The sequence below is a fragment of the Psychrobacter okhotskensis genome (genome assembly GCF_965638355.1).
In the GTDB taxonomy this organism is placed as follows: domain Bacteria; phylum Pseudomonadota; class Gammaproteobacteria; order Pseudomonadales; family Moraxellaceae; genus Psychrobacter; species Psychrobacter okhotskensis.
The window spans coordinates 188,510-200,884 of record NZ_OZ281822.1; the positions used below are offsets into that span (position 1 = coordinate 188,510).

General features: G+C 35.6%; 8 protein-coding genes. 6 read left to right on the forward strand and 2 right to left on the reverse strand.

The window, feature by feature from the left end:
* Positions 1–12: 12 nt before the first annotated feature.
* The 3 genes from ACSUPM_RS00785 (at position 13) to ACSUPM_RS00795 (ending at position 7,312) form a co-directional block, all read left to right on the forward strand.
* Entirely contained in the window at positions 13–3,063 is a 3,051-nt protein-coding gene (locus ACSUPM_RS00785) for a glycosyltransferase (RefSeq protein ID WP_436880083.1), read from the forward strand.
* A gap of 214 nt (positions 3,064–3,277) precedes the next feature.
* The gene (locus tag ACSUPM_RS00790; RefSeq protein WP_436880084.1) at positions 3,278–5,275 is read left to right on the forward strand and encodes a heparinase II/III domain-containing protein; all 1,998 of its coding nucleotides are present in this window, start codon (positions 3,278–3,280) and stop codon (positions 5,273–5,275) included.
* A gap of 69 nt (positions 5,276–5,344) precedes the next feature.
* Positions 5,345–7,312 carry a glycosyltransferase gene (locus ACSUPM_RS00795; protein WP_436880085.1) on the forward strand — a complete coding sequence of 656 codons (1,968 nt, stop codon included), beginning with the start codon at positions 5,345–5,347 and terminating at the stop codon, positions 7,310–7,312.
* Between the two features lie 243 nt (positions 7,313–7,555).
* Here ACSUPM_RS00795 and ACSUPM_RS00800 read toward each other — a convergent pair whose 3' ends face one another.
* Complete coding sequence (locus tag ACSUPM_RS00800; protein WP_436880079.1) at positions 7,556–8,116, reverse strand: IS630 family transposase; 561 nt, start codon at positions 8,114–8,116, stop codon at positions 7,556–7,558.
* Complete coding sequence (locus ACSUPM_RS00805; RefSeq protein ID WP_201608655.1) at positions 8,055–8,396, reverse strand: IS630 transposase-related protein; 342 nt, start codon at positions 8,394–8,396, stop codon at positions 8,055–8,057. Before ACSUPM_RS00805 ends, ACSUPM_RS00800 begins: the two co-directional genes overlap by 62 nt.
* Positions 8,397–8,760: 364 nt before the next feature.
* Between ACSUPM_RS00805 and ACSUPM_RS00810 the strand changes: the two genes are divergently transcribed.
* The 3 genes from ACSUPM_RS00810 to pgi all read left to right on the forward strand — a co-directional run bounded on the left by ACSUPM_RS00810 (position 8,761) and on the right by pgi (position 12,362).
* Complete coding sequence (locus ACSUPM_RS00810) at positions 8,761–9,741, forward strand: CgeB family protein (RefSeq protein ID WP_436880086.1); 981 nt, start codon at positions 8,761–8,763, stop codon at positions 9,739–9,741.
* A 65-nt stretch (positions 9,742–9,806) separates the two neighbouring features.
* Positions 9,807–10,691 (forward strand): UTP--glucose-1-phosphate uridylyltransferase, encoded by an 885-nt coding sequence (locus tag ACSUPM_RS00815; protein ID WP_436880087.1) that lies wholly within the window; start codon positions 9,807–9,809, stop codon positions 10,689–10,691.
* A 3-nt stretch (positions 10,692–10,694) separates the two neighbouring features.
* Positions 10,695–12,362: a glucose-6-phosphate isomerase gene (pgi, locus tag ACSUPM_RS00820; RefSeq protein WP_436880088.1), complete on the forward strand. Its 1,668-nt coding sequence runs from the start codon at positions 10,695–10,697 to the stop codon at positions 12,360–12,362.
* Positions 12,363–12,375 lie beyond the last annotated feature (13 nt).

Sequence of the window (12,375 nt, forward strand, 5' to 3'; positions counted from 1 at the left end):
AGTGACGTTACTATGCTTAAAACCAAACACAGAACCAGTAAAAAACTGAAAATGCCGAGCATTCAGCTCATAGAAAAGTTAGAGCTACCATTAAGAGAGCCAGTCTGGTATCCAACAGCTGTGAAGTCAGGTCAGAGAATCAGCATCAAAGCGATAGTCGAGTATCTAAACATCAGTCCTGCTAACAACCGTAAAGCCGTACTGCTAGTCAGAGCTTATAACGAAGCTGGCGAAGAAGTCGACGTGTCTTTAGAGAGTATGTTTAGGTCAGATGCTTTTGACGCGCACTTTAAATATCTTGCTTCGACACAAGGGGAAGTTGAAGAGCTATATACCTTCGTCGTACCTGAAGAAGTAGCGATTATTCACTTTGGGTTTAATAGATTTTTATGTTCAGAAAATGAGCAGGTTATAGTCAGTGACCTTACGATATATCCAGAAGCAGAGAGTGAGTTACCTAAAAAGCTTGAAACTGCGGACAACCATTTCATTGAAAAATTAGAATTACCATCAGAAGATCCAGTCTGGTATCCCACAGCTGTGAAGCCAGGTCAGAGAATCAGCATCAAAGCGATAGTCGAGTACCTAAACATCAATCCTGCTAACAAGCGTAAAGCGGTACTGCTAGTCAGAGCCTATAACGAAGCTGGCGAAGAAGTCGATGTGTCTTTAGAAAAGATGTTTAGATCAGATGCTTTTGACGCGCACTTTAAATATCTTGCTTCCACACAAGGGGAAGTTGAGGAGCTATATACCTTCGTCATACCTGAAGAAGTAGCGACTATTCATTTTGGGTTTAATAGGTTCTTGTGCTCAGAGAATGAGCAGGTAGTAGTCAGTGAGCTTTCGATATATCCTGAAGTAAAAGTTTATACTAATTCGAATATCTTAGATAAGAAATTAGTTGTTGAGGATAGTGAAGATTCTTACGTAAAGAACTCTGAACCTGATAGTGTCTATTCGATGCTAATAGAGTTTGAGAAAAATAATTCATTTTTGAGTAATACAGATAAGGCTCGTAAACTGGTATTATTGGGTAAGACTATAGACGCAAAATCAAGTTGTATAATAGCAGGTATAGCAGCTAACTTGAATCAAGATGCTTTTACTCTTACAGGGTATGCTTGGGCCTGTATTCATTGTAAAGATTACTACAAAGCTATAGAGATTTTAAGTCACTTGCAAAGAAATAAACTAGCAAATGAAAAACAAATTCAAAGCTTAAAAAAAGCTTTATCTTCAAGATTATCAGATGAAGATATCGAAAGGTATTCACAAGAGTTCAGAGACGGTAGTTCTGTTGATAGTGTAACCAAGCTCAAAGAAACCTCTGTAACTCAACTAGATAAATATCAAAAACTTTATAAAAAGAAAGATTATAACGGTATAGCGGATATAGTTTTTGATAAATTCAAGAATAGTAGCGTAGATGATGTAATCAAATTCATAAATACAGAACTAAAGATTAAGTACAAATTTTCTAATAATGCAATTATCTTAGTAATGATTAAAACAAGTAAGAAGCTTGGAGAATATGGAAGTAAAAATTCTGAGATTGAGTTAATTGAGAATGCTCTTGACATTAATAAAAGTACAACAAGTGTTAGAGCTGCTTTTTGGGCATATTATAGACAAGGATCTATTACTAAAAGTAGAGATTGTCTTAATTGGCTTGAGGATTATGCAAAAAATAACAATGATAAAAAGCAGCTAGATTTTGTTAACTCAAAAAAGAACTTATATTTATTCATTGAGAAGACTGGTTTAGTAGAGCTTATAAACGATGCTTTAGAAAACCCTATAGAAGACTTCAGCCCAATTCCGAACAATATTGCCTATGTTTTGCATAATACTCTGCCTTACGCTTCCGGTGGTTATGCAACTAGAGGCCATGGATTAGCTAGGGCTATTCAAAATGCAGGAAAATGTATCAAAGTGGTTGGAAGACCTGGTTTTCCTTTAGACATCAGAAAGGAATTAACATCAGAAGAAGTAGAAGAAAAACAAGTTATCGAAGGAGTCGAATATGAATTTATATTAACTCCAAGAAGAGACGGAACAGCTACGCTTGATTATATAATAGGATCATCAGAAGAGCTAGTAAAAAAACTCCTAGAGATAAAACCTTCTTTAGTAATAGCGGCTTCTAATCATTTAACAGCTTTGCCAGCCCTCATTGCAGCCCGTAAACTAGGTATTCCTTTTATATACGAAGTAAGAGGATTTTGGGAGGTTACTCGTATTTCACGTGAACCTGAATTTGAAGCAACTGAGTTTTATAAAGTATTATGTGATCTAGAAGCTATAGCAGCTACACATGCAGATCATGTATTTACCCTCACAACACCTATGGCTGAAGAATTGGAAAGAAGAGGTATTAATAGAGATAAAATAACCATATTGCCTAATTCATGTGATCCTGAGCGGTTTGAGCCCGCTGAAAGAGATATAAAATTAGCCAATACTTTAAATATACCAACCTCCGTACCGGTTATTGGCTACATAGGTACATTTGTACAATATGAGGGTTTAGATCACTTAGCTGAAGCATGCGGTATACTGAAAGAACGTGGGGTAGAGTTTAGATTGTTAATAGTAGGTAATGAAAATACAGCTGGAGATGACAAGGGTCCAATTACACAAACTATATTAGATATATCCAAAAAATACAATTTTGAAGACTGGTTAATCATGCCAGGACGTGTTCCTCACGAAGAAGTAGAAGCTTATTACTCATTGGTTGATGTTGCTCCATTTCCTCGTAAACCACAACCAGTGACCGAAATGGTTTCTCCTATGAAGCCATTGGAAGCCGCTGCTATGAAGAAAGCAATTATAGTATCAAGTGTTCGAGCTTTGACTGATATGATTACAGATGGTGAGAACGGATTAGTATTTGAAAAAGGAAACATTGAGAGCCTTAGTGATAAACTCTATGAATTAGTAATTAATAAAAACTTAAGAGTGGAATTAGGTGAGAAATCTAGAAAATGGGTGGAAATTGACAGGACTTGGGACAAAACAGTCAGTAAACTTTTAGAAGTTACTAGTGACATAGTATGAATCTTAATTTCTTTAATCAAGATTCATACTATGTCGATTACTGTTAATGGTATAGCCAAAAAATATTTATCAATACATTAACACTTAATCGCTTATTCTAACTGATGAGATATTGTATTTATTATATATAACTTATACTTGTAATAGTTTTCGTTTTAAATAAAAATTGTTCGATCTATTATGGATAGTGTTACTGAATCAGAAAGTGAATAATATGGAAGTACGTATGAAAAGTATACATTCGATTGTCGATTTAGCCGAAGTAACATCAAATTATGATGGTTTTAGAGTATTTGTGAAAGTAATAACTGACTTCTCAATAGTAGAGTGTGCTTGCTATTTTTATTCATCAGATAAAATTATTCATAAAAGTGGGTACAAAAAGGACGAACATATATATATTATTAATAGAGAAGAAGCCAAAAAACTCAAAGTCAAAATTTTTTTTAGATATATAAAAGAACCTTTAATAAAAAAATCAAAAATTTTCAGAGTTTTTAATAAAGGAAAATTAAATTATAGCTTTTCTAGTGAGGTTTTAAGTAATATCAATTTTAAAAATTACGAAATTATGAGTAATAAATTACAAACTGTAGAAAAGTATGAAGAGTTGGGTTTTAGGCCTAGAAAAGACGTTCCTCCGTACAAATTAAGTATTCCAATAGACTGGTTAGAAGATCCTTATAAAGATGGTAATTGGATGTTTCAGTTGAATGCTTGGCGAATGTTAGATTGTTACTTAATTAGAGGCAGAACTACAGACTTGAATCATGTTGCTGAGGTAATGAATGATTGGATAAACTTTGAAAAAGTTAATAATAACTCTAAGAATAAATGGTTATGGTATGACATGTCGACAGGTCTTAGAGCCCTGAAAATAAGCTTCTATATAAAAATATGCCTCGAGAGGAATATTGATCATAGAATTGTTGATATTGAATATCTTATTAGTACACATCTAAAATATTTGAGCGATGCTAACGAACTTAATGCTGGCAATCATGGCTTATTTCAATTAAATGGCCTTAAAAGTTTAACATACATATTACAGAGTTACGGTCATGAGAGCTTTAATTTAAACGCGCTAAATCAATATTCAATAGAAAACATGAATAATCTTATTGCTACACAACTTGGCAATTATGGAGTACACACTGAAGATTCTCCGGCCTATCATTTTTTCACTCATAATAAAATTTCAAATATAGTAAGTTCTCCATGGTGGTCAGACCTTCCTAAAAGAACACTAGATGTTTTAGAATTAGGTGAACGAGTAAAATCTTGGTTAGTTTTTCCAAATAATAAATGTGTTCCAATTGGTGATTCTGAAACGGGGAAAGAGTTCAAAAATTTAAGAAGTCTATATGAATGGCCACATATTAAACATGATAAGTATCTAGGAGCTCAAATTGGTGGGTATTCGGTTGTAAGATCTGATGATTCTGTACCGAACGAAAAATCGTCGTTTATGTTTTTCCAAGCGTCTTTTCATAGTCAAGTACACAAACATCGCGATGACTTATCGTTCATTTTGCAAGAAAACGGTATTGATCTTTTGATAGATTCTGGTAAGTATGGATATCAACCAGGTAAATATCGTCAATATTTTCTGAGTACACGTGCTCACAACACAATCGAAGTTGATAGCAAAAATACTAGTCGAGTAAATGAAAACGCATATGGTAGTGGGATAGTGCATAAACCAAAATATTTTAAAGGGTTTTGGTTGTTAAGAGGTAAAGTAAATCAGAATATAAATGAGTATATTCATGAAAGAATTGTTTTATATAAGCCTGGCGAGGAAGTATATGTCATTGACAAAGTAATTAATAATGGTGCAAAAAGAAGTATAAGTCAGTGGTGGCATTTTGATAGTTGTGCAAGACTCGTAGTCAAAGACAAAAATGCTGTATTAAAAATAAATAATATGAATATAAAAATTACATCAGAAACATCTAATGATAATTTAATTAAATTCAATTCATTTAGAGGTTATGAATCAGGAAAGACACTTATCGGTTGGGTTTCTAGGCATTATCTTCAGTATGAACCTACATCTACTTTAAAGCTTTCTACAAATCTGAATAACAGCTTAATTATTTTAACTAAGTTTCAAATTAATAATGCATCTTCTGTTGAAGATAGTATATATCTTCAAGGTGATATCATCTACACTAATGAAGAAGAGCTGAGTAAATATTTGAATAGCTGATATTTCTTACTTATAATTAAGCTTCTAAAATATATAAATTTAATAAAAATAAGATAATAAGGCTTGAATATGAAAAAAATAACTTATGTGTTAATCAGGTTTAGTGTGCTAATTGAGGGAACAGGTTCATGGAATATAGCAAATAAAAATATAGAAACTTATAGAGAGCAGTTATTTAATCCAATAAGATTAGAACAACATTTCAATTTATTTAAAAAAGTCACTATTCCTAGTTTGTTAAGACAAACTATAAGTCCTGATTCTGAGTGGTTAAAGGTTGTAATTATTACTTCTGAAAGTTTACCGACATGGAATAAGGAGCAGCTTGAAAAGTTAGTAGAACAGTATAATTGGCTTTATATAGATTATGTTCCAGAGAAAGGAAGGTCTTTGGTGCAATTTGTTTATGATGACTTAAAAAATAGTAAAGAAGATATTTTAATATCTACAATTAGATTGGATGATGATGATGCACTTTCAAGTACATTCTTTGAGGAAATGAATATATATTTTAAAAGAGAAAACGTAGGGTTTTGTTTGAGTTTTGGGAGTGGCTATGCTGGGTTTTACGATTTTAAGTCTGATAGTTATGAAAAATTAATTGAATACTATTATCCAAAAATAGCTTTAGGCTTATGTTATTTCAATATTTACTCTGCAGAAAGTAAGAAATTTACAATTAATAGTATAAAAACGGTTTATAATACATATAAACATACACAGGTAGATTTAAAATCTCCTACTATTGTTGATTCACGTAAAAAAATGTTTATAAGAACTATGTATGATACATCAGACTCTGCTAATGTCTTGAAACGTGAGAAGTTATTGAGGAATAAGCAGATATTACAAGACGAGAAATTATATGAGAATTTTCCTTTTTTAGAAAAAAAATTAAAAGAAAAATATAAATTTAACGAAGGTGTAAATACAGCTCATATTAATAAACAAAATAGTTTTAGTTACTTTGTTAATGATTTTGACTCTCAATATAAAGGGAGTTTTTTAATAACTTTTAACGCAGCTATTTCAAACCGAAGAATTAAAGAGTTTCCTTTTTTTTCAGGTAAGGGAATTTCTAAAGAAGTTGGAGTTGCAATTTTAGCATTCTCAGATCCTCTAGTAGATTATAATAAAGATTTGAATTTGGCTTGGTATTTAGGTAGTTCTAAGTATAAAGGACTAAATTTCACTATAAAAGACATAATAAAATCAGCTTTCTTAAAGACTAATAAAAGACCATTGCTATTCGGGTGTTCAGGTGGCGGTTTTGCTGCTTTGATTCAGTCAGTTTATTTAAGCTCTATAGGTATACCTCATGATATATTGATATGTAATCCGCAAACCAATATTTTCAACTATAAAAAAGATGCAGTGAATAATTACTTCAATTCATTAGAAAATGACGACTCACTCTTTTCTACGGAAAAAAGAAAAGAGTATTTAATAAATATTGGTAGTCTTCATAAAGTAAAAATATCAGATATTAAAACTAAATATGCTAAGATATATTATCTACAAAATATGAATGATAGCTTCCATATAGAAAACCATTTAAAACCTTTTCTAGAGAATACTTTCTCTAATAAAGACTGTTTTTCAGTACCAAACCATTACAATGATGATAATTTCCATCTTATAATTGATGATTTTGGTCCTAGCCATTCTGCTCCAAGTAGAAAATATTTTATAAATATTATTAATAACTATATATTTCCTAAAAAAAATATAGACGATATAATCATAGAAAAAACTATAATTTTCAAAAATAAAATTGATAAAAAGGATTACAAAATTAAATGTACATTTTATATGAAGAAAATTGTATTAAGTCTAGAAGATTTTAGCAATAATTTAGAGTTTGATATAAGCTTATTAGTTGATAAAAAAGTAACAGGCTCAGTAATCAATCTTAATAAATTAAATAAGTCTGACGTTTTCAACTGTAACTGGTATGCATGTGATATATCTGTTTCAATATTTCATATTCATGAAAATGGCAGATACTCCCGAAGATACGACATTATGGAAAACTAAATTTAATGTTTTCTGTTGTTAGTTTACTTGATTTGATATACATTCTTATAAAAAATACATATGAATAATTAAAAAATTAACGTTGCTTTAATTAGTGTTAAATTGACTTCTGTAGTCTCAGATGAAGTTTTTTAATTATTATAATATTACTAGCGTTAGTTTTTTTAAAACCAACTTTATTTTATTTGAATTAGCTTGGCGTAGTTACAAATACAAGTAGTGCTATAAAATATTTAACTATAGTCAATCCAAAATAAAATTGGTACAACCCATATCATGAAACAGTTTAGGTAAATTATTCTCCATCCACCCTTGGCGCAAAAACTTCGCCTGTGCCCATTTTTTCTCAATAGGGTTTAAATCAGGGCTGTAAGGCGGTAGAAATAACAAGCGATGACCATGCCTGTTGAGTAATCTCTGAACGCGTTTATGAAAGCTGGCGTTATCCATGACGATTACGCATTTTATTTTAAGACTTGGTATTAGCGTGTTTTTGCACCAGTTGTAGAATATGTCGCCATTGATATTCTTTTCGAAGTAATCAAGTGCAAATAACGCTTTTTCATATAAGGCACCAATAACATTGGTGCGTTTTTTACCTTGCCAGTTATAGCTATCGATGCAAGGGGTACCAATAGGTGAATAACCATGAGAACGAATGGTTTCAGACTCAAAGCCGCTTTCATCCATGTATACAATTGCATAGCCTTGAGCGATGTAGTCGCCCAGTTTACTTAGATACTTAGCTCTCTTTAATGGGCAAGCTTTTGGATGCTCTAAGGTCTTTTTTTTGACTAATGCCAAGACGTTTTAAAGCGGCCTCGATGCCCGACTTACTACATCCAAAACGCTGTGCTCTTTCGTACATGTAATCGTCTGGATGCTGTTCAACATCTTTTAATAGCGCTTCATTAGGTATTTTATTTGGTGGTTTATTGCGAGTTAGCTTAATACTAGGATCTTTGAGCCAATTCTGTAGCGTGGCCTTACTAATACCATAGAATACACTGGCTTGCCTGATACTCATGCCTTGTTGTTCGACACTTTTAATCACTTGAGCACGGAAGTCTGCTGAATAAGTCATAATCTTTTTACTTTTCGCTTGTTTTAAAACGACTGTACCACTTTTATAAAAGATCTACTATATCCTAAACGTGATAATGTTGAGCTACGTAAAATTTTAAAAATGACGGATCAATATAATATTTCTGCAGTATTCTGGAATAAAGAAGACGGTGCAAATTTCAACCATTCTATTGTCTTTACCAGTTTTTTTAAGCAAATCCTAACTGTCGATAAAAACTGCGTCAAACGCTATAACTCTGTATTAGATAATTACTAAATGAAATACATTTTATAAAGTTTCTTTATTTTATATTCATGTTAGCCTTGTAATCACACAAATATCAAAGTATTTAAATTTTAAAATTAAATTATAGGACTATACTTTGTTAAAGTTAACACTAATCAGTGACGAGTTGACCTCTCAATCCTTACATAAAGAGAATTCTGTCAAAATTATTGAACAGCAGCTTCAATACCAGCTCTGGAAAAGAAGAAAACCCAACTTTATTCTAGTAGAATCCGCATGGCGCGGTCACAAAGACGCTTGGCGCTACAAGATAGCCAACTATCCTGATTACCCCGAACGCAACAACGTCGAGTTGCGCAAACTCCTAGAGACGGCAGATAAATACAATATTCCTGCTGTATTTTGGAATAAAGAAGACGGTGCTCATTTTAACCGTTTTATCGACTCTGCCAGTTTATTTAAATATGTACTGACTGTTGATTCAAACTGTGTTGAACGTTACCAAGCTATTTTAGGTAATAGCGTGAAAGTAGGGGTGCTGCCCTTTGCGGTGCAGCCTAAGTTTCATTATCCTACCTTCTTGCCTCCACGTTATAACGAAAGCTTGTTTGTCGGTAGTTATAGTCAGCATATTCATAATGCACGCCAGAAATGGCAGGATATGGCGTTTTCTGCTGCCTCACCCTATGGACTTACTATCGTTGATCGTAACTCTGATCGTAAGTCTGATGTCTATCGCTATCCTGACCTATCGAATATGACTATCAAGTCTGCTGTGCCTTATGACCAGACGGGTGAGCTTTTTAGACAGTACTCGCATTGTCTTAATGTCAACACCGTGACGGACTCTCCAAGTATGTTTTCCCGCCGTCTGATTGAGATTATGGCATGTGGTAGATTGGCAGTGACCAATCCTAGCTTATCGGTCAGTACCCGCTTTGAAGGGATGTGTGAGGTCATCGAGAATAAAGAGCAAGCGGATGAATTGTTCGCACAGTTATCTAAAGGTTATACCAAAAAGCAGATAGAGATGATGCGCTACGCCAGTGATCATGTGTTGCAAAACTATAATTATGAAAAATGGTTACAGCACATTGTCGAATTTATTGAGTTATAGTATAACTATTGAATAATCAATCATTACTTATAATTACTTTACCCTTCTAACGTAGTCTTATTATTATGCAAAAAATTACCCATGCTGTCATCCCTGTTGCTGGCTTTGGTACACGTATGTTGCCATTGTCTAAATCCGTGCCAAAAGAGCTGTTGCCGCTTGGCAATCGCCCTGCTATTCATTATGTGGTCGAAGAGGCGATTGCTGCTGGTATTAAGCATATTGTATTGGTTGGTCATGCACAAAAAAGCGCGATTGAAAACTACTTTGATATCAATGCTGAATTGGATAATCAATTGCGTGCTAAAGATAAAGACGCGTTAGCCGATAGCTTAAACTGGTTACCAGACGATGTAACGGTGTCTATGATACGTCAAGGTAAACCGCTAGGTTTGGGGCACGCGGTACTCGCTGCGCGCCCTATTATAGGCGAGCATGATTTTGCCGTATTATTGCCCGACGTGGTACTCGATCCTTTTACGGGTGATATGACTGCTGATAACTTAGCTTTTATGATTGATGCTTTTGCTAAAGACAGTCATTCACAGATATTGGTAGATAAAGTGGCGGATGAAGACGTGCATAAGTACGGTATCGCCCAATTAAATGAAACGTATAGCAATGCGGGCGATATCAATGACAAAGCAGAGGTTAATGCTAGCTTTAAAGTCGCTGGCTTTGTAGAAAAACCTAGCTTAGCAGATGCACCTTCACGCTTAGCAGTGGTTGGTCGTTATGTGTTTAGCAATCAAATCTTTGATTATTTGGTAAATACCAAAGCCTCTGTCGGCGGTGAGATTCAGCTGACCGATGCTATTGATGCCTTGATCAGTGAATACGGCGTCAATGTGACGACCATGCGCGGCGATAGTTATGATGCAGGCGATATGCGCTCATATATGCAGGCATTTATTTATTTTGCCCAGCAGCACTTAGCAGAAGATGAATAGCTGATGGCTGAGATAAAGGACGATAAGCGTTATAGCAGTGCTCGCCGCTCTCAATATTGGCAGCAGTTGCAAATGCTAGCTGCCCAGTCATGGTCATTGGCAGCCTTGTTTGCGCAAGATGATGAGCGTGCGACGCGTTTTAGCAGGCAAGCTGGTGCGCTATATATGGACTATAGCAAGCAGTGTATTGACGAGACAGTATTAGCTAATCTGTTGAGTCTTGCTGATAGTTGTGATTTACCGGCTCGTATTAAAGCGCTATTACAAGGCGCGATGGTCAATACCAGTGAAGCGCGTGCCGCCTTGCATACAGCGCTACGTCTCCCAGAAACAGCAACGCTACAGCTTGATGGTCAAGATGTCGTCGCGGATGTGCATCAGAGTCTTTCGCAAGTAGCCAGATTATCCGAGCGTGTCCGTAGTGGCACATGGCGCGGGTTTTCGGGTAAGGCGATTACTGATGTGGTGAATATTGGCGTTGGTGGCTCTGATCTTGGGCCACTGATGGCGACTGCGGCGCTCGATGAATGGGCGGATACTGAGATTGAAGTGCATTTCGTCTCAAACATGGATGGTACTCAGCTTGATAACTTATTGAAGCATTTAAATCCTGAAACCACCTTATTTATTATCTCCTCCAAATCCTTTGGTACCATTGATACCTTATCCAATGCTAAGACGGCATTGTCATGGTTGCTTGCCACCGCCAAGCTGCGTGCAGGTACAGAAGACAGTGTGCTACGTCGCCACTTTATTGGTATATCTGCTAATAGTGAAAAAATGAGCGCTTGGGGTATTCATCCTGAGCATCAGCTGCAGCTTTGGGAATGGGTCGGTGGTCGATTTTCTTTATGGTCGGCGATTGGTCTTGCTATTGCCATTCGTATCGGTATGGCAGGGTTTAAAGCGTTATTAGCGGGTGCGCATAGTATGGATGAGCACTTTGCACAGGCTGATTTTGCAGAAAACTTGCCAGTATTATTAGGCTTGCTTGCTGTTTGGAACAGTACCTTTTTACAGGTAAATGCTCATACCGTATTGCCTTATGATGGTCGTCTTAGCTATTTGCCAAGCTACCTAACCCAGCTTGAGATGGAAAGTAACGGTAAGTCTGTCACTCAGCATGGGGATCGTATTGACTATAATACTTGTCCAATATTATGGGGTGAGATTGGCTCAAACGCTCAGCATGCTTTTTATCAGCTATTGCACCAAGGGACGCAGCAAGTCTCGTGTGACTTTATCGCTTGTGTGCGCCGCTACCATGGTCCATTAAAAAACACAGCACTACAGCAGCAGCATGAGTTATCGTTGGCTAACTGCTTGGCGCAAAGTCGGGTATTGGCATTTGGTAATGCAGCGCTCCAAGAGTCCGAGGTGCAAGTAGCGTCTGCTGCGGAAAAATATAAATACTACCGTGGCAATCAGCCGTCAACCACGCTACTGATCGACGAGCTAACGCCGCATAGCTTAGGGGCTTTGGTTGCGCTCTATGAACACAAGGTCTATGTCATGGCCAGCATTTGGGATATTAACCCGTTTGATCAGTGGGGTGTCGAGATGGGCAAGCAAATGGCAGAGTCCGTGCATCAAGCCATGCAGAAAGAAACCGAGGGTCAATTCGATACCTCTACGGACCAGCTGCTACAACACATTAGACAGCTGTCTTAATACGGCTGCCGAT